Origin of the sequence: Nocardia sp. NPDC056564 (assembly GCF_042793755.1) — a bacterium.
Lineage (GTDB): Bacteria > Actinomycetota > Actinomycetes > Mycobacteriales > Mycobacteriaceae > Nocardia.
The window spans coordinates 590177-608561 of record NZ_JBHTUR010000003.1; the positions used below are offsets into that span (position 1 = coordinate 590177).

The 18385-nt window shown below is 69.0% G+C and carries 13 protein-coding genes; 5 read left to right on the forward strand and 8 right to left on the reverse strand.

From position 1 onward, the window contains the following. Positions 1 to 2 precede the first annotated feature (2 nt). Genes ACFQ9K_RS10505 through ACFQ9K_RS10520 form a run of 4 tightly spaced genes read right to left on the reverse strand, consistent with a single transcriptional unit; the run spans position 3 to position 3776 of the window. Entirely contained in the window at positions 3 to 689 is a 687-nt protein-coding gene (locus tag ACFQ9K_RS10505) for a hypothetical protein (protein ID WP_378983087.1), read from the reverse strand. Beyond that, positions 686 to 1885: an ATP-grasp domain-containing protein gene (locus ACFQ9K_RS10510; protein ID WP_378722662.1), complete on the reverse strand. Its 1200-nt coding sequence runs from the start codon at positions 1883 to 1885 to the stop codon at positions 686 to 688. Before ACFQ9K_RS10510 ends, ACFQ9K_RS10505 begins: the two co-directional genes overlap by 4 nt. Further along, positions 1882 to 2826, reverse strand: coding sequence for a glycosyltransferase family 2 protein (locus ACFQ9K_RS10515; RefSeq protein WP_378722660.1), 945 nt, complete (start codon positions 2824 to 2826; stop codon positions 1882 to 1884). Before ACFQ9K_RS10515 ends, ACFQ9K_RS10510 begins: the two co-directional genes overlap by 4 nt. Continuing rightward, complete coding sequence (locus tag ACFQ9K_RS10520; RefSeq protein ID WP_378722659.1) at positions 2823 to 3776, reverse strand: NAD-dependent epimerase/dehydratase family protein; 954 nt, start codon at positions 3774 to 3776, stop codon at positions 2823 to 2825. Before ACFQ9K_RS10520 ends, ACFQ9K_RS10515 begins: the two co-directional genes overlap by 4 nt. Before the next feature lie 270 nt (positions 3777 to 4046). On the opposite strand from ACFQ9K_RS10520, the gene ACFQ9K_RS10525 reads away from it, so the two are divergent. From ACFQ9K_RS10525 to ACFQ9K_RS10545, 5 genes are all read left to right on the forward strand, one after another. After that, a complete protein-coding gene (locus ACFQ9K_RS10525) occupies positions 4047 to 4472 on the forward strand; it encodes a nitroreductase family deazaflavin-dependent oxidoreductase (protein WP_378722658.1) in 426 nt (141 codons plus the stop codon). Between the two features lie 154 nt (positions 4473 to 4626). Continuing rightward, complete coding sequence (locus ACFQ9K_RS10530; RefSeq protein WP_378722657.1) at positions 4627 to 5481, forward strand: tryptophan 2,3-dioxygenase; 855 nt, start codon at positions 4627 to 4629, stop codon at positions 5479 to 5481. A gap of 4 nt (positions 5482 to 5485) precedes the next feature. Further along, on the forward strand, positions 5486 to 6721 hold the full coding sequence (locus ACFQ9K_RS10535; RefSeq protein WP_378722656.1) for a kynureninase: 1236 nt from the start codon (positions 5486 to 5488) through the stop codon (positions 6719 to 6721). Beyond that, positions 6702 to 7574 (forward strand): PaaX family transcriptional regulator C-terminal domain-containing protein, encoded by an 873-nt coding sequence (locus ACFQ9K_RS10540; protein ID WP_378722654.1) that lies wholly within the window; start codon positions 6702 to 6704, stop codon positions 7572 to 7574. The genes ACFQ9K_RS10535 and ACFQ9K_RS10540 overlap by 20 nt, the downstream gene beginning before the upstream one ends. A gap of 167 nt (positions 7575 to 7741) precedes the next feature. Continuing rightward, positions 7742 to 14014, forward strand: a complete 6273-nt coding sequence (locus ACFQ9K_RS10545; protein WP_378722653.1) for an amino acid adenylation domain-containing protein — start codon at positions 7742 to 7744, stop codon at positions 14012 to 14014. Here the strand turns inward: ACFQ9K_RS10545 and ACFQ9K_RS10550 are convergent. From ACFQ9K_RS10550 to ACFQ9K_RS10565, 4 genes are all read right to left on the reverse strand, one after another. Beyond that, positions 13955 to 15280 carry a lipase family protein gene (locus tag ACFQ9K_RS10550; protein ID WP_378722652.1) on the reverse strand — a complete coding sequence of 442 codons (1326 nt, stop codon included), beginning with the start codon at positions 15278 to 15280 and terminating at the stop codon, positions 13955 to 13957. The two genes, ACFQ9K_RS10545 and ACFQ9K_RS10550, sit on opposite strands and share 60 nt — an antisense overlap. A 191-nt stretch (positions 15281 to 15471) precedes the next feature. Further along, complete coding sequence (locus ACFQ9K_RS10555; RefSeq protein WP_378722651.1) at positions 15472 to 16359, reverse strand: biotin-dependent carboxyltransferase family protein; 888 nt, start codon at positions 16357 to 16359, stop codon at positions 15472 to 15474. Then, complete coding sequence (locus ACFQ9K_RS10560) at positions 16356 to 17015, reverse strand: allophanate hydrolase subunit 1 (protein WP_378722650.1); 660 nt, start codon at positions 17013 to 17015, stop codon at positions 16356 to 16358. The genes ACFQ9K_RS10555 and ACFQ9K_RS10560 overlap by 4 nt, the downstream gene beginning before the upstream one ends. A gap of 10 nt (positions 17016 to 17025) precedes the next feature. Beyond that, entirely contained in the window at positions 17026 to 18303 is a 1278-nt protein-coding gene (locus ACFQ9K_RS10565; RefSeq protein ID WP_378722649.1) for an MFS transporter, read from the reverse strand. Between the last annotated feature and the right edge of the window lie 82 nt (positions 18304 to 18385).

Genomic DNA, 18385 nt, shown 5'->3' on the forward strand with positions numbered 1-18385 from the left:
CATCAATGCGTGCGGTCGGCCGCTCGTTGCCGGACACTCGCCGGGCGGCGCCGCGCACCGCCGGGGCGCCGCCGGAGGCCGTCGCCGATCCGGCGCCAGAATCGGTCGGGGAGAACCACGATCGCCCCGGCGAGCAGCAGGTGGACGACGATGAACGCCAGGGCCTCGTTCCGGCTGGCGACGTGGCCGAGCCGCACCGTCATGTGGTCGGCCCAATCCCAGCGGTCGGCGAGCGGCTTGCCGCGCAACAGCTGGAACGCGAGATCCTCGATGCCCGAGAGCATGATGAGGATTCCGGCGTAGCTGACCCGGCGGGTCACGGCGGGTAGCGCACCACCCAGCCTGAGCATCAGCGCCAGGCACAGGATCAGCAGCGGGACCAGGATCCGCATCCAGGAGTACAGGCGGTTGAAATCGTCGTCGAGGGCGGCGGCGAAGATCTTCGGGACCAGGAAGCAGAACACGACGACAAACGCACCGAGAGCGCAGATTTCGACCAGCCGGCCGCGCCGGAACCAGTGCGGTTGCAGGCTCGCGATCGTCTCGGCGGCCAGCACGAACGGAATCAGCGAGGCCAGCAGCGTCCAGATGTTCTCGATGCTGTGCTGGCGGCCGGATGCCCACCACACGACTGCCGCGGCGACTACCGCCAGGGTCGCCAGGATCGTGGTGCGCACCGCGGGGCTCATGCCGCACCGCTCAGGTCGAAGCGCAGCGTGGCGCGAATGGTGGCGGCGGCAGCGGCGGCCAGGCCGGGCTCGTCGGCGACAACCACGAAGTGGCCCAGCTTATTCGCCGCATTGTGGTACGGAAGTACCTTTTGCCCGGCGCGCGCGAAGAGGATCAGCTCCACCAGTTCCGGGATCGCGGAGACGTCGTCGGCGCCGACCACCTCGGTGACCACGCCGGGACGATCGGTGTAGAGCACCTCGGATACCGCAGCCCGCGAACGAGTCCGGGTGAGGTCGGCGGGGTCGCCGGTCGCCGCGGCGATCGAGGCCGCGACCGTGTCCACGCCGTAGGCATGCCGGACCAGTTCGCCGAGCCCGTTGCCGCCCACCCGGGCACCCATCTCGATCAAGTGCATTCGGTCCGCCGGATCGATCAGCAGATCGATGGTCAGTGGGCCGCGCTGATAGTCCAGCTCGGCGACCAGCATGTTCAACACCTCGGTCAGCTCCCGTTCTTGTTCTGCGGTGAGATCGGCGGGCACCCGATGGGTGGTGGTCACGAAGTACGGGGCGGGGGTCATGGTTCGCGCGCTCACCCCGGCGAAAGCGATCTGCCCGCGATCGACGAATGCCTCGGCGCTGTAATGCTTTCCCGCCAGGTACTCCTCCACGATCACGCCGCCGTCGCTGGCGAAGCGCGCCGCCTCCCGCGCCGCGGCCGCGACCGCGGACGCGTCGTCGCACACTTGAATGCCTCGGCTGCTCTGCGCGTCCAAGGGTTTCACCAGCACCGGAAATCGCAGTGCCGCGGCCCGGAGCACGAGTTCACCGTCGGCGGCTCCCGCGACGTAGCCGTAGCTCGCGAAGCCGAGTCGATCGCACACGGCACGGAAATACGACTTGTCCTGCGACGCACGGACCGCCGCCGCGGACAGATCGGGTAGCCCCCACCGCCGAGCCAGCTCCCGCTGAGCGGGCAGCCCGGTATCGCTGGCCGGCGAGAGCACGCCGACGATATCGGCGCGCCCGGCCAGTTCCGCCGCGATCAGCTTCGGTTCGCGGATGCTGGCCCGCACGAACTCGTCGGCGAGCGGTCGCGCCACGGCATCACCGCGGCGGTCGACACAGATTGTGCGATAGCCGAGTTCGCGGGCACGGCGATAGGTGGATGCCGAACCGTCCGCACCGCCGAGGATCACCACTGTGCCCGTCATCGCGCACCCTCCCCGAGGGCGACCCGCTCCAGGTGCAGCCGGTCCGCCGCATCGATGGCGAGGTCGGATTCGCGCACGTAGTACAGCGCGCGGCCGTCCCGGCTCGACGCCATGACCGAATAGCGCAGCAGCAGCGCCATTGCCGGGAGCATCGCCGACTGCACCAACAGCACCGCCACCGCACCGGCCCCGAACACACTCAGCAGGACTCCGGCGATCACGCCGACGCACATCAACCCGATGGCTCCGCTCGCCGGCGCGGTGGAGTGCCCGACGTACAGATCGAGTGCGTGCCTGGCCAATCGGCGAACCGTGAACTTGGACGATCCGGCCCGACGCGCCTGATGCGCCGTCCGCACGGTGACATACCGATCGGTGAGTGCGGGTAGCGAGGCCATGAAATATGGTGCGGGACGGCGCAATTCGACTATCCGCCGGGCGACACCGGTACGCACCAGCCGGAACGTCGTCGCCCCCGGCGGCAATTCGATCCCGAGAACGCGGCGGGCGATCAGATCCGACAGCGTCGAGCCCCACCGCCGCAGCAGCGGATCGTCGCGCCGGTCGCGCACGCCGAAGACCGCGTCCACCCGATCCGTCACCGCCTCGATCAGCTTGTGCGCCTGGTTCGGATGACCTTGCAGGTCGGCATCCACATGCAGCACCCACGGTTTCGTCGCGTACTTGTAGCCCGCCGAGAACGCGGCCTCGAAGCCGAAGTTGCGGGCGAACGAGATGTAGTGCACCCGTTCGTCCTCGGCGGCGAGGCCGGTCACCAGCGACAGCGTCGCGTCGGTGCTCCCGTCGTCGACGAACAGGACCTCGACGTCGTGCCCACCGAGTTCCCCGACGATAGCCTGATGCGCGGCAACGATATTGGCTTCCTCGTCCCGGCACGGGACGACAACGGTGACGCCGAACATCGCGAACGATGCCGTCACGCCGTGGCCGTCTCGCACGGTTCCGGCGCGACCCAGTGGGTGCCGCGCGTCTCGATGAACCATTCGATCGTGCGCCGCATGCCCTCCTCGAGCGGCAGCAGCGATTCGGGGTCGACGCCGATGGCGGGCAACGTCATCGGATCCGCCCGGACCGTGTCGCCGGGGATCTCGCCGGGCCGCATCGGCAGGTCGACGATCGGAACCCGCGGATAGCCGAGTTCGACGCACTGGTCGATGATCAGCTCGGCGACCGACCGGATCGACTGCGATCGCGCCGGTCCGACCTCCATCACCGCGTCGGGTACGACGCCGTTGCCGGCCGACTCCAGCGCCGAAACCAGCACGCGCGCAACGTCACCCACCCACACCATGTCGGAGAGCTGGACGCCGCCGCCGTACAGTTCCACCGGCAGGCCGGACAGCGCGCGACAGATCACCGCCGGGGTGAACTTGCGCACCTTGCCCTCCCCGAACGGTGCGGCCGCGGTCTGCCGTGGCCCATAGGCGTTGACCACCCGGACATTGGTGACCCGGGTGCCGCGGTAGGCGTTGAACATGTGCACGAAGCGTTCGACGGCGGTCTTGGAGATGGAGTAGCTGTTGTTCATCCAGTGGTTGCCGACGCAGATGTACACGCCGGGCAGTTCGTACTGCGCGACCGCTTCCAGAAAGTTCAGTCCGCCAACGAGATTCGTCTCGGCCGCCGGGCGCGGCTGCTTGATCGTCTCCTGGGTGCCGAGCACGGCGGCCAGGTGGATGATGCCCTCGCAGTGCGCGGCCAGTTCGGTCATCGAGGTGGAATCGCGGATGTCGCCGAGCATGACCTCGTACGGTTGCCTGCGCGCGTGCCTTCGGTGGTCGAAGATCACCGGCTCGTGGCCGCGGCGCACGAGTTCCTCGCAGACATAGGAGCCGATGAATCCCGACCCACCTGTGACGCCGACCTTCATTCTGTTGTACCACCTAGCGCTGTCTATCCGGCTAACCGCCGAGAGTGCCGACGACCAGCCGTGGTATGTCCACATTGTCCGGATTTTGTCCGATCCGCGCAGCCGCGGATGACGCGCACGGAGATGTGCGACACAGCCTAGAGAGCGCCGAATGCGGCCGATAGCCATAGTTTCGGGGGCTCCCGGCGCGCAGCGATCTGTCAAAAGTTGGCAGTCTCATGTCAGGTTCGACCGAAGGCCGGACACCGAAGATCAACTTAGGCTCGGGGCATGTCGATTCAGCATCAACTCGAACGAATCTTTGTGGGTCTCAACGCATCCCTGTATCGGGTCAGCGGCGGAAGGCTCGGCGGCAAGATGGGGCAGGCGCCGATCCTGTTGCTCAATACCGTCGGGCGCAAGTCGGGTCAGCGGCGCACGACGCCGCTGCTGTACCGGCAGGACGGCGACCGCTACCTGGTCGCCGGGTCGCATCGCGGTGCCGCGACGGATCCCGCGTGGGTGCTGAACCTGCGCGCCAATCCCGACGCGGAGGTCGAGATCGGGAAGCAGACGATCCCGGTCACCGCGACCGAGATCCCCGCCGCCGAGCGCGAGGCCGCCTGGGCCGCGCTGGACGCCATGTACGCCGGTTACGCGGACTACCGCGGCAAGACCGACCGGACCATCCCCATCTTCGCGCTCGCCGCCCGCTGAATCGGGCCGGTCCGGCCGGACCGGCCCGCATAGGACGGCATTCCCTCCGCCGAACCCGGTGCGACACGGGCGCAGGTATGACACTCATCTAGCGTTCGTCACGTTGATGTCATACCGTGGGGTCAAGGCAGCACCCGACCGATGGGGAATGGGCATGACCGTCGAGCAGAACACCCGCGCACTCGAACACGAGATCGTCACCGACTTCAGTTCCCGCCTGAGTTACGGCGGGTACCTCGACCTGCCGACGCTGCTCAGCGCGCAGCACCCGGTCAGCAGGCCGGAGCATCACGACGAGTTGCTGTTCATCATCCAGCACCAGACCACCGAGCTCTGGCTCAAGCTGGTGCTGCACGAGACCCGGGCGGCGCGGACCGCCTTCGAGGCCGACGACGTCGGGGTCGCGCTCAAAGGCATCGCCCGGGTGAAGCACATCCAGAAGACCCTCACCGAGCAGTGGTCGGTGCTGGCGACGCTGACGCCCACCGAGTACGCCCAGTTCCGCGATTGCCTCGGCAACTCGTCGGGGTTCCAGTCGTATCAGTACCGGGCCGTGGAGTTCATTCTCGGCAACAAGAATGCCTCGATGCTGCAGGTGTTCGAAGCAGATCCGATGGCGCACAAGGAATTACACACGCTACTGCACGAACCGAGTCTCTACGACGCGTTCTGGCGGCACGCGGCGCGGATCGGGCTCGACGTGCCCAGGTCGACGCTGGACCGCGACGTCACGAAGGCCTACGTCCTGGATCCGGAGCTGCTACCGCTGGTGAAGTCCATCTATGAAGCCCCGGAACGCAATTGGTCGATCTACGAGACGTTCGAGGAGCTGGTCGACCTGGAGGAGAACTTCCAGCTGTGGCGGTACCGGCACATGCGCACGGTGCTGCGCACCATCGGCATGAAGCGCGGCACCGGCGGATCGAGCGGGGTCGGGTTCCTGCAACGCGCGCTCGACCTCACCTTCTTCCCCGAACTGTTCGCGGTCCGCACCGAGATCGGACGTTGACCACATGACCACCGCACCCGAGGATTTCACGACGCGCGCCATGGTGCTCGACACGGCCGACCCGCTGCGCGACTATCCGAGCCGGTTCCTCGGCAGCGACGATCCGGCGATCGTGGCCTATCTCGACGGCAACTCCCTCGGCCGCCCCACCCGCGCGACCGCGGATCGGCTCGCTTCCTTCGTCACCGAGGCGTGGGGCGGGCGGCTCATCCGCGGCTGGGACGAGCAGTGGTTCGACCTGCCGGTGCGGATCGGCGAGCGGATCGGCGCGTCGACCCTCGGCGCCGCGCCCGGTCAGACCACGATCGGCGATTCGACCACGGTGCTGCTGTACAAGGTGGCCCGCGGCGCGCTGGCGCTGCGGCCTGGCCGCACCGAGATCGTGCTCGACCGCGACAACTTCCCCACCGACCGCTACCTGCTGGAGGCGATCGCCCGCGAGCTGGACCTGACGCTGCGCTGGATCGAACCGGAGTTCACCGGCGGCGTCACCGCGCAGGACGTGGCCGGCGCCGTCTCCGAGCGGACCGCGCTGGTGGTGCTCAGTCACGTCGCCTACCGGTCCGGGTACCTGCTCGACGCCCCCGCGATCTGTGCCGCGGTGCACGACGCCGGCGCGTTGCTGCTGCTCGATCTGTGCCACTCGACGGGCGCGGTGGAGATCGAACTCGATTCCTGGGGAGTCGATTTCGCGGTCGGCTGCACCTACAAGTACCTGAACGGCGGCCCAGGCGCGCCCGCGTTCGCCTATGTCCGCACCGAGCACCTCGCCGATTTCAGCCAGCCGATCTGGGGGTGGATGGGGCGCGAGAGTCCATTCGAGATGGCGCAGGGATACGTTCCGGCCCAGGGCATCCGGCGGGTGATCAGCGGAACGCCCGCGATCATCGGCATGCTGCCGATCGAGGACACCCTGGACCTGATCGACGAGGTGGGCATGGCGGCGGTGCGGGCGAAGTCGGTGACCCTCACCGAGTTCGCGCTCGAACTCGTGCGATCCTGGTTGCTGCCGCTCGGCGTCTCGGTGTCGTCACCGACCGACCCGGACCGCCGCGGTGGCCACGTGACCATCGACCATCCGCAGTTCAAGGAGATCACCGCACGACTATGGCAACGCGGCGTCATCCCGGATTTCCGGCCGCCCCAGGGCATCCGGATCGGCCTGAGCCCGCTGAGCACCACCTACGCCGAGGTGCTCGCCGGGGTGGCGGCGATCCGCGATGAACTCACCGCGCGCTGACCTCGCCGGCGCGGTCCTCGACGATATCGATTCGCGGCCGGGCAGCGCGACCTCGCTGGCCCGGACCGTGCTCGGCGCGTACGTCCGCGATCTCGGCGGCTGGATCGCGATCGCCGACTTCAGCGGCCTGCTGGCCGGACTGGGAGTGCCGGAGCAGAGCACCAGGACGGCGGTGACGCGGCTGAAGAGCAAAGGGGTGCTCGACGCCGAATCGCGCGCTGGGCGCAGCGGATACCGGATCACCGACGCCGCGGAGGCGATGTACTCCCGTGGCGATCCGCGCATCTTCGGGTTCCGGCAGATGGCCGACGGCGACGCGTGGCACCTGATCTCGTTCGGCATCCCCGAATCCCAGCGCGCCGCACGGCATCAGCTGCGCCGCAGGCTGTCCTCGATCGGCTGCGGTACCGTCTCGGCCGGATTGTGGATCTGCCCGGAGTATCTGGCGGCGGAGGCGTCCGCCATCGTCTCGGCGCTGGGTCTGGACGAGTACGTGACCTCCTTCCGCGCAACGGAACTCACGGTTCCGGGCACGCTGCGCGCGGCGGCGGCGCAGTGGTGGGATCTGCCCGCCCTCGCCGATCGGCATCGCACGTTCCTCGATCGTCACCGCGACATCCTCGCCGTGCACCGGCTCACCGATCGAGCGGCCTTCGATCGCTTCGTGCCGCTGCTGGACGAGTGGCGGATCATCCCGTATCTCGATCCCGGCCTGCCCGAGCGGATGCTGCCCGCCGACTGGCCGGGGCTGGACAGCGTGCGGCTGTTCGCCGATGCGCAACGGCGTTGCCTGGAGCCGAGCCGGCGCTGGGCGCGGGCCGGAATCGGCGCAGGAACAAACGTCGGACGATAATCCTCGGAATTCGAAATCTCTTGCCACTCAGTACCGTAATGTACTGCTCCGCGCCGTGCGACCGGGCTTCGCACGTGCGCTTATAGCTGTTCCTACATCGGTGGTGAACCCCACGGCGGCGTTGTACCATCATGCCCCTTTGTCACTTCGCATGGCGGGACCAGAGCTTGACCAGTGGTATTCAGCGGACCCCCTCGGCCGCTCGGCGCGCACGTTCCCGCCGGACCTCGGCATCGCATTCGCCCACCCTCGCCGCGCTGCTCGCCGCGGCGGTGGAACGCAATCCGGACGGCGTCGCGGCGGTGTGCGGGGACAGCTCGATCACCTACCGCCAACTCGACGCGCGCTCCGCGCAATTGGCGCGCACCCTGCTCGCGCTGGGGGCCGGTCCGGAGACGGCCGTGGTGGTGGCGCTGCCGCGGTCGATCGACTCGGTGCTCGCGGTGTGGGCCGTGGCGAAGACCGGGGCCGCGTTCGTGCCGATCGATCCGGGTCTGCCGCGCAGGCGGATCCGGTTCCAGCTGACCGACTGTGCCGCCGAGATCGGGCTGACCAACCGCGAATTCGCGCCCGCGCTGCCCGCGGGCGTCCGCTGGCTGGCGATCGACGATCCCGAGTTCGTGCTGCGCACCTCGACGGAATCCACCAACCCCATATCTTATCTCGATCGTCCTGCGCTGCTGCGGATTTCGAATATCGCATACCTGATCTACACGTCCGGTTCGACCGGCAGGCCGAAGGGGGTTGCGGTCACCCATGCCGGGCTCGCCGCGTTCTGCGCCGAACAGATCGCCAGGTACTCCCTCACTCCGGCGGCGCGCACCCTGCATTTCGCGTCGCCCAGCTTCGACGCGTCGGTGCTCGAATTGCTGCTCGCGGTCGGTGCGGCCGCCACCATGGTGATCGTGCCGCCGACCGTGTACGGCGGCGCCGAGCTGGCGGGCCTGATCGCCCGGCACCGGGTCAGCCATGCGTTCATGACACCGTCGGCGCTGGCCTCGCTCGAACCGGCCGGGCTCGACCTGCTGCGCGTGGTCGTCGTCGGCGGCGAAACCTGTTCCGCGCCGCTGGTTCGTCGGTGGGCGGCGCCCGGTCGCCGGTTCTTCAACGGCTACGGTCCGACCGAGACGACCATCATGGTGGCGATCAGTTCGCCGCTGGCGCCGGACCATCCGGTGACCATCGGGTCGGCGCTGTCGGGCATGAACTGCCGGGTGCTCGACAAGCGACTTCGCCCCGTCGGTGTCGGTACCGCGGGTGAGCTGTATGTTTCCGGGCCAGGACTGGCGCGCGGCTATCACGCCCGGTCCGGCTTGACGGCACAGCGCTTCCTGGCCGATCCGCACGGCGCGGCCGGCACGCGGATGTACCGGACCGGCGACATCGTCCGCCGGGGCACCAACGGCGACCTCGAATACCTCGGGCGCAGTGACGATCAGGTCAAGGTGCGCGGGTTCCGGATCGAGCTCGGCGAGATCGAATCGGTGCTCGGCCGGCAGTCGGGGGTGCGGGCGGCGGTCACCGTCGACCGCCGGACCCCGGCGGGCGAGACCATGCTCGCTGCCTACGTCCAGGCCGAGCCGGGACATCTGCTCGACGCCGCCGATCTGGCGAACGCGCTGGCGCGTCAGCTGCCGCAGTACATGCTGCCCGGCTCGATCACGGTGATCGATCGGATTCCGTTGACCCCCACCGGAAAAGCGGACCGGGCGGCGTTGCGCTTACGCGCGGTCGAACAGTTCGCGTGCCGGTCGCTGTCCGGGCCCGGCGAGGAGCTGATCGCCGAGGTGTTCGCTCGGGTGCTGGGTCAGGATCAGTTGGGCGCGGACTCGGATTTCTTTGCCTCGGGCGGTAATTCGCTGCTCGCCACGCAGGTGGCGGCGCGGTTGAGCGAGACCTGGCAGGCCCGGATTCCGACTCGATTGCTGTTCGATCATCCGACGGTGGCGGCGTTGGCCAAGGCCATTCAGGCGCAGCGGTTCGACACGGGGCGGCCCGCGCTGCTGGCCCGGCCACGACCGGAGCGGGTGCCGCTGTCGCCGGCACAGCTGCGGTTCTGGCTGCGCAATCAGTTCGATCCGGAGTCGTCGGTGGACAACATCGGCTTCGCGCTGAACATGTCCGGGGATCTGGACATCGCCGTCCTGCGCGCGGCGTTCGCCGATACCGTTGCGCGGCACGAGATTCTGCGCACCATGTATCCCGCCGATGCCACCGGTCCGCGCCAGCTGGCGCTGGAAACGGAAAGTGTCGTCGCCGATTTCGCGGTGGAAGACCTGCCCGCCGCGTCCCCTGACGCGGTGGCCGAGCGCATCCGCGCGATCCTGTGGCGCGGATTCGATGTGTCGAGCGAGGTACCGCTGCGGGTTCGGCTGCTGCGGACGGCGAGCGAATACGTGCTGGTGTGCGCGGTGCACCATATCTGTGCCGACGGCTCGTCGCTGGCCCCGCTGGCCCGCGACCTCGCCCTCGCCTATACCGCCCGGTCCGCGGGCGCCGCGCCGATGTGGCGTCCGCTGGAGATCCAGTACGCGGACTACGCGCTGTGGCAGCAGGAGTTGCTCGGTTCGCGCGATGACCCGGATTCCATGCTGTCCCAGCAGCTTTCCTACTGGGCCACGGAACTGGCCGGCCTGCCGGATGAGCTCGACCTGCCGGCCGATCGGCCCCGGCCGGCTACCGCGTCGCTGCGGGGCGCGGCGATCCAGCGCCCGGTGCCGGCCAGTCTGCACAGCGAACTGCTCACGGTCGCGCGCCGGCACAAGGCGACGCTGTTCATGGTGATGCGCACGGCGCTGGCCGTGCTGCTGTCCCGGCTGTCCGGCAGCACCGATATCGCCATCGGGGTGCCGATGACCAACCGGGCCGAGGCGGCCCTGGACGAGCTGGTCGGCATGTTCGTCAACACGACGGTGTCGCGGACCCGGATCGATCCCGGGGAGAGTTTCGCCGCGCTGCTCGACCGGACGCGGGAGCGCGATCTGGCGAACTTCGCGCACTCCGACGTGCCGTTCGAGCATGTCGTCGACGCGGTGAACCCGGTGCGGTCGCCGGGGCGGCATCCGCTGTATCAGGTCGGGTTCGCGTTCCAGAACTTCGGCAAGGCCAGCCTCGAGCTGCCCGGCCTGACATTCTCCGGGCTCGACATCGATACCCGGACGGCGAAGACCGATCTGCACATCGCCGTGGTGGACGAGCACGCGGACGACGGGACACCAGGCCACATCATCATCCGGTTCGGCTATGCCACCGACCTTTTCGACGAGCCGACGGTGCAGCGGTTCCTCGACGCCTACATTCGTGTGCTGCATCAGGTGGCCGCCGATCCGGCCGGGGCGGTCGGCGATCTGGATCTGGTACATCCGGACGAGCGGCGGCTGATCGAGTCCTGGTCGGCCGGCGCCGATCACGCGGTCACGCCCGAACCGCTCGGTGCGGCGCTGCAGCGTCATGCCGAGGCGACGCCGGATGCCGTCGCCCTGATCTCCGGATCGGCGACGCTGACCTATGCGCAGCTCCGGGACCGGTGTAACCGGTTGGCGCGGTGGCTGATCGGGCGGGGCGTCGGCCCGGAGACCGTCGTCGCGGTGGCCATGCGCCGGTCCATCGATCAGGTCGTGACGCTGTGCGCTATCGCCGAAGCGGGCGGCGCGTGGGTCCCGATCGATCCGGATCATCCGGCCGAACGGATCGGGCACGTGCTGGATTCGGCTGCGCCGCACTGTGTCTTGACCACCAGCGGAGACGGGTTCACCGGCCCGGCCGCGCACGCCGTCGACACCCTCGAGCTGACGGACCTGGACTCCGCACCCGTGCGCCGAGACGAGCGGCGCACGCCGTTGCGGGGTGCGCATCCAGCGTATGTCATCTACACCTCCGGGTCGACCGGCCGCCCCAAGGGCGTCGTGGTCAGCCACGAGGCGATCGTCAACCAGCTCGACTGGATGCGGCATCGGTACCGCGTCGACGCCACCGACGTCTACTTGCAGAAGACTCCGGTGACGTTCGATGTGTCGCTGTGGGGATACTTCCTGCCGCTGCGGGCCGGCGCGCGGATGGTGATCGCCGGGCCGGACGACCATCGCGATCCGGCGGCGCTGTGCCGATTGATCGCCGCGCATCGGGTCACGCTCACCGATTTCGTGCCCACGATGCTCACCACGTTCGCCGGTCATGCGACGCCCGCCGAAGTATCTTCTCTGCGTGCCGTTTTCGTTATCGGCGAGGCGCTGGCACCGGAGACGGCGCGGGCATTCGACGCGATCGGCAGCGCCGAGGTGCACAACCTGTACGGGCCGACGGAGGCCGCGGTCAGCATCACCGAGCATCGGTTCGATCCCGCCGATCCGGCGGCCACCGTGCCGATCGGTGTGCCGGAATGGAATTCGCGGGCCGTGGTGCTCGACGCCCGGCTGCGGCCGGTGCCGGTGGGCGCGGTCGGCGAACTGTATTTGGCCGGGATACAACTCGCGCGCGGCTATCACGGCGCGAGCGGGCTCACCGCCGGACGGTTCGTCGCGGACCCGGCCGGGCGCGGGGCGCGCATGTATCGCACCGGGGACCTGGTCCGCTGGCACCCGCGCGGGACACTGGAATACCTGGGACGCAGCGATTTTCAGGTCAAGGTGCGCGGGCACCGGATCGAACTCGGCGAGATCGAGACCGCGTTGCTCGCCGATCCCGCCGTCGCTCAGGCGGCAGTCGCCGTGCAGCACTCCGACGCCGGTGACCGTCTCGTCGGCTACGTGGTCGCGGCGCCCGATCTGGTCGCCGACCCGAATTCGCTGCGGCAGCGCGTATCCCGCGGATTGCCCGCGTACATGGTGCCGGCGGCGGTGATGGTGCTCGACGCGTTGCCGGTCAACACCAGCGGCAAGCTCGATCGTGCGGCACTCCCCCAGCCGGTCTTCGCCGCCCGAGACGGTGTCGCACCGTCGACCGACCTCGAACGGGCGATCGCCGAGGTCTTCGCCGAGGTCCTCGGCGTCGCCCCGATCGGGGTCGCCGACGACTTCTTCGAGCTCGGCGGTTCCTCGCTGCTGGCTTTCACTCTGCACCAACGACTTTCGTCCCGGCTCGAGCGCGACGTGCCGATGGCGGCGCTGCTCACCACGCCCACCGTGGGCGGCCTCGCCGCTCAGCTCACCGGCGCCGCGGAGCGGACCGTGGCCACCACACCGGCCGAGGACGCCGTCCTCGAGGCCGGCATCGATGGCCACGGTTGCCTGCCCGCGCACCCGGGTCCGCCGCGGGCGGTGCTGCTGACCGGCGCGACCGGCTTCCTCGGCGCCCATCTGCTCCGAGAACTGCTGACCCGCACCGACGCCAGGGTGTTGTGCTTGGTCCGGTCCGAGACCGCCGCGCAGGGCAGCGATCGGATCCGGCAGGCGCTGCATCGCTATCGGCTGTGGGACGACGCCGTCGCGGCCCGGATCGTCGCTGTCCCAGGCGATCTCGGCGCGCCGCGACTGGGGCTTTCCGACGCCGACCATGCCCATCTCGCCGATACCGTTGACGTGATCCTGCATAACGGCGCCCGGGTCAATCACATCGATCCGTACGTCCGACTACGCCCGGCCAACGTCGAGGGGACGCGGGACGTACTCCGTCTCGCGACGACCCGACGGCTCAAGCCGGTGCATTTCGTCTCCACCCTCGGCACCACCGTCCCCGCGACGCAGACCCCGGCGGTGATCGAGGAGAGCATCCGGCTGCGCGCCGACCAGCTCTCCGACAACGGCTACGTCAGCTCCAAGTGGGCCGCCGAAGAGCTGGTCCGCCAGGCGGGCGAACGCGGCGTCCCGATCGGCATCTACCGGCCGGGAACCATCAGCGGCGATCTGAAGGCGGGCGTGAACAGTGCCGACGATTCGTTCTGGAACATGGTCCGCGCCGCCGCGATCCTCGGCCTGGCACCGGACGTCGGGGAGGCGACGGTTTCCCTGGTTCCGGTGACCTACGTGGCCCGCGCGATCGTCGAACTGGCGCTCCGGCCCCGCTCGGAATCCGTGTACCACCTGGTCAACAAGACCCCGGTGACGGTCCGCGACATCTTCACCTGCCTGCGCTATCACGGTCTCCCGGTGACCGTCGCCCCGCTCGACACCGTCCGTGCCGCCCTCGCCGAGGAATCCCAGCGGCGCAATGCGATCGGCGACGATTCGCTCGTCCGCGCCGCCCTGCTGAGCACCAACTACCTCGGCCTCGCGAACCTCGACTGGAGTGACGCACACACCCGGACGGCCCTGGCCGACACCGGCATCGCCTGCCCGCCGATCACCGAGGCGGGACTCGACGCCTACATCCGCGAGTTCATCACCTCCGGTTTTCTGCCGTCCGGCCCGACGCCCGGCGCGGTCTTGCGCCCGGGCGACGCGCGCTCAACAGGTGGTCGGGCCGGGATCGCCACCGGCGAGGACGGCGGTCAGCCAGAGCAGTGACGGTTCATAGCCGACCAGTTCGGCCGAAATGTGTTCTGTCGCGGGGACTCTGAAGAACCGCAGGTTCGCGCCGGCCGCACAGTAGCGCTGCACGACGGGCTCGATGGCGGCGATGGGGATGATCGGGTCGGTCGTGGAGTGCCACATGGCCACCGGTACATCCGGGGTATCCGCGTAGCCGAGACTGTCTCGGTGCAGGACATTCTGGATGTCGGGATCGAGGAACGCCTCGGGGTTCTTCAGGTAGTTCTTCAGCGGCCGCCAGGCGCCGGTGGCGGCCGCGGTGTAGAGGCAGCGGCTGTCGATGTCGTGGACGAGGGTCATGCCGTCGGCGGTGAGGAACTTGTCGAGCGGGATCAAATCCGGGTATTCCCTGGACAATCCGATCAGCCAGATCCAGCCGACGAAATCGGCCTGGCCGGCCGGACCGGTGCCCGCGTCCATGGCGAACATGGTCATCGCGTGTTTGTCGCCGGGGACGCCGCCCTGGGCGCTGCCCTTGATCGGTAGTTCGGGCGCGTAGCCGCGGTGCAGTTCGGCCGCCCAGCCGGTGGCGCTGCCGCCGCCGGAGTAACCCCACAGCCCGACCGGCGAATCGGCCAGGCCCAGACCACCGCGGCGGGTAGCGCGGACACCGTCGAGGACCATCCGGCCTTCGCTCGGCGCGAGGGTGGTGCTGGTCTTGCCGTTGAAGTCGGGCACCGATACCGCCATGCCCTCGCCGAGGAACTGGAGCAGCAGCTGGGTTTCCTTCATGGTCCCCGCGCGCACGGTGTGCGACGGGTTGCAGGCGGGGTCGAGGCCGTCGATCGCCTCCTGGTAGGAGATGACCGGGCGCGGGCCGGGGCCGAGCCACGGGATGCCCGGAATCATGACCGTGGTCGCGGTGACGATCGGCCGGTCACGGCTGTCGGTGCTGCGGTACAGGATCTGTTCGGTGTGCACCGGCGGCCACGGCACGGCCAGCAGATAGCTGGTCACCACGCGCTTGCGGATCACGTCGCCGTTGGCATAGCGGTCGAGGTCGGCCGGGTCGTCGTACCACCGGTCGTCCTTGGGCATGGGCACGGGAATGACCGAGTAGATGTCCGTTTCCCTGGGCAGCGGCGGGAGTTGGTTCTCGTCGGGCCGCACCGGCCAGGCGGGCTGAGCGCCCACCTGGCCGGTGTTCGGCAGATCCGGTCCCGCGGTGGCCGGGGCGGCGACCGCGAGGGACAGCGCGAGCGTGAAACCTGCGGTGAATGTGGCACGACAGACACGGAGCACGAGCGGAGTACCTCTCAGGCGAAGACGACATCGAAGCCAGAAGCCGCCGAGAACGGCGGCCGCCAACCGGGACACCATCGAGCGCCCGACGGACCGAAAGAGGGTCTCAGTTCACACGACGGTTCGCCGGTGTGTCACTACGCAAACGGCCGGGGTTTGCCGGATGCCGCTGTGCAGTGTGCATAAGCCGGTCAGGGCGCGGCCGGGCGAAACCGCAGGTGCTGGCCGGGACGTAGCTGCGCGAGCAGGTCGACGTCGGCGGTGACGACCGTCCCGATCACCGGATAGCCGCCGGTGATGGGGTGATCGGCGAGGAACACCACCGGTTCACCGCTCGGCTGCACCTGGATGGCGCCGAGCGGCATGCCCTCGGTGGGCAGCTCCTTGTCGTTGATCCGGGTCAGCGGCGCCGCGTCGCCGACCCGGGCCAGCCGGACGCCGACCCGGTCGGCCCGGTCGGTCATCGCCCAGACGCCGGTGAACAGCGACCGCGGCTCGGTGAACCAGTCGTCTCGCGGCCCGAGCTGGACCCGGACGGTGACGATCCCCGTGGTCATCGAGCGCACCGGCGCCACAGCGACATTCGGCCACGGGTACCGGTCCGCCGCGCCGACACTCAGCGCTTGACCCGCGGCAAGCGGCTCCGGGCCGAGACCGGCGAGGGTGTCCCGACTGCGCGAGCCGAGCACCTCGTCCACGGCGATGCCCCCGCGCACCGCGACGTACACGCGCAACCCGGCGGCGGCCGTGCCGAGCTTCAATCGCTGTCCGGTGCGCAGCGCCAGCACCGAGGAATTGGCCTCCGCCATGCCGTCCACGGTGATCGGCGCGTCAGCACCGGTCACCGCGAGCAGCACCGGTGCCTCCGCTACCAGTTCCAGTCCGCCGAGCAAGGTTTCGATGCCCGCGGCGTCCTCCGGATTGCCGACCAATCGATTCGCCAACCGCAGCGAACCCCGGTCGGCCGCACCGGACACCCCGACGCCGACCGAGAACCAGCCGGGCCTGCCGAGGTCCTGAATGGTGCTGAGCGCACCCGCGTCGAGAACCCGCACCACGGTGCGAACCGTCGAGCTCATTGCGTCCCCTCCTCGATGAACCGGACCAGGGTGCCCGGGCGCAGCAGCGACGGCTCGGCCCGGTCGGGGTCCCACATCCGCAGATCGGTGGTGCCGATGAGCTGCCAGCCGCCGGGTGAACGCCGGGGATAGACGGCGCTGTAGCCGTCGGCCAAGGCCACCGAGCCCGCGGGCACGGCGGTCCGCGACTCCGCCCGGCGCGGCACGGCGAGGCCGGACCCGCCGGTTTCGAGATAGCCGAAGCCGGGGGCGAATCCGATGAACGAACACCGCCACACCGCCCGGGTGTGCGCGGCGACCAGCTCGGCGACCGAGATGCCCAGCTGTGCCGCAACACTTTCCAGATCCGGCCCGTCATAGCGGACCGGAATCACGCACATCGACTCCGGTTCCGCCGCGACCGCTCCGGCACCCTGCCCACTCCGAAACAGCTGCCGCAGTTGCTCTTCGACCGCCCGCAGGTCCGCCGCATCGTGCAGCGTGACCAGTACCGTCTGCGCGGCGGGCAGCACATCGCTGACACCGACCGGCAATTCGCGTCGCAGCAGGTCGATGAACGCGGCCAGGTCGGCGTGCCGGTCGGGCGCGACGAGCAGCGACCGATCTCCCGCGGGCAGGATACGCAACGGTGCGGACGGCCCGGTGATCGCGGACATCGACACTCCCTCAGGCCAATTCGCGGCCGCGGGTCTCCGGCAGGCCGAACAACGCGAGCACAGCGAGGACATAGCCGAAGGCGCCGAACATCATGGCACCGGCCAACCCCAGCGTCGTGGAGGCCAGAAACCCGACGACCGTGGGGAATACCGCGCCGACGCCGCGGCCGAAGTTGTAGGTGAAGCCCTGCCCGGTGCCGCGCGACGCGGTCGGATACAGCTCCGAAAGGAACGAGCCGAAGCTGGAGAAGATCGCGGCGGTACAGAATCCGAGCGGGAAGCCCAGGATCAGCACCATGGTGTTCGCCCCCTCCGGCACCTGGATGTAGGCGACCATGAACGCGACGGACAGCACGGCGAACAGCTGGATGGTGCGCTTGCGGCCGATCCGGTCGGCGAGGATGCCGCCGGTGACGTAACCGAGGAACGCGCCGCCGATCAGCATGAACAGATAGCCGCCGGTACCAACGACATTCAGGTGACGGCTCTTCTTCAGATAGGTCGGCAGCCAGGTCGCGAGGGTGTAGTAGCCGCCCTGCACACCGGTGGCCAGCACCGAGGCGAACAGCGTCGTCCGCACCAGGTCGCGCCGGAAGATCGCGGCGAACGAACCGGCCCGCTTGCCCGCCGATTCGCGCCGCTGGGTGACGGTGTCGGAGTCGGTCAGGTTGCGGCGCACCCAGATGATCAGCAGCGCGGGCAGCGCGCCGGTCCAGAACAGCACCCGCCAGGCCAGGTCCTCGCTGACGAACTGGAAGACCAGCGTGTAGACCAGCACCGCCAAGCCCCAGCCGACCGCCCACGCGCTCTGCACATAGGCCACCGTCCGGCCGCGGTATTTGGTCTGCGCGTACTCGGCGACCAGGATCGCGCCCGCCGCCCATTCGCCGCCGAAGCCGAGGCCCTGGAAGGCGCGGAAGACCAGCAGCGTCTCGAAGTTGGGCGCGAAGCCGCACAGCACCGTGAACAGGGTGTAGGTGGCGACGGTGAGTTGCAGGGTGCGCACTCGGCCGATCTTGTCGGCGAGCACGCCGGCCAGCGCGCCGCCGAGCGCGGACACCAACAGCGTCACCGTGGTCAGCAGGCCGGCCTTGCCGGAGCTGATCACGAAGTAGGAGGAAATGGCGCCCAGCGCCAAGGGCAGAACCTGGAAATCGTAGGCATCCAAGCCATATCCGCCGAACGCGCCGAGGAAGGCCTTCTTGCCTTTGGCGCTGAGGGTGCGGAACCAGTCGAAGGGTTGGGACTTCTCGGCGGGGTCCACCGGGAGGTCTGTGGAAAGGCTCATGGATGCCTCGCAATGCTCGAGCTCAGGAGAGCGACGTACGTCACAGCAGCGTACGGATCGTTGAACGATTCTGCAATCCTAA

Excerpts from the sequence above, each read along its gene's own strand:
- ACFQ9K_RS10505 (WP_378983087.1), bottom strand. The coding sequence starts at position 689 with ATGAGCCCCGCGGTGCGCACCACGATCCTGGCGACCCTGGCGGTAGTC.
- ACFQ9K_RS10525 (WP_378722658.1), top strand. The coding sequence starts at position 4,047 with ATGTCGATTCAGCATCAACTCGAACGAATCTTTGTGGGTCTCAACGCA.
- ACFQ9K_RS10540 (WP_378722654.1), top strand. The coding sequence starts at position 6,702 with ATGAACTCACCGCGCGCTGACCTCGCCGGCGCGGTCCTCGACGATATC.
- ACFQ9K_RS10565 (WP_378722649.1), bottom strand. The coding sequence starts at position 18,303 with ATGAGCCTTTCCACAGACCTCCCGGTGGACCCCGCCGAGAAGTCCCAA.
- ACFQ9K_RS10555 (WP_378722651.1), bottom strand. The coding sequence starts at position 16,359 with ATGAGCTCGACGGTTCGCACCGTGGTGCGGGTTCTCGACGCGGGTGCG.
- ACFQ9K_RS10530 (WP_378722657.1), top strand. The coding sequence starts at position 4,627 with ATGACCGTCGAGCAGAACACCCGCGCACTCGAACACGAGATCGTCACC.
- ACFQ9K_RS10535 (WP_378722656.1), top strand. The coding sequence starts at position 5,486 with ATGACCACCGCACCCGAGGATTTCACGACGCGCGCCATGGTGCTCGAC.
- ACFQ9K_RS10520 (WP_378722659.1), bottom strand. The coding sequence starts at position 3,776 with ATGAAGGTCGGCGTCACAGGTGGGTCGGGATTCATCGGCTCCTATGTC.
- ACFQ9K_RS10510 (WP_378722662.1), bottom strand. The coding sequence starts at position 1,885 with ATGACGGGCACAGTGGTGATCCTCGGCGGTGCGGACGGTTCGGCATCC.
- ACFQ9K_RS10560 (WP_378722650.1), bottom strand. The coding sequence starts at position 17,015 with ATGTCCGCGATCACCGGGCCGTCCGCACCGTTGCGTATCCTGCCCGCG.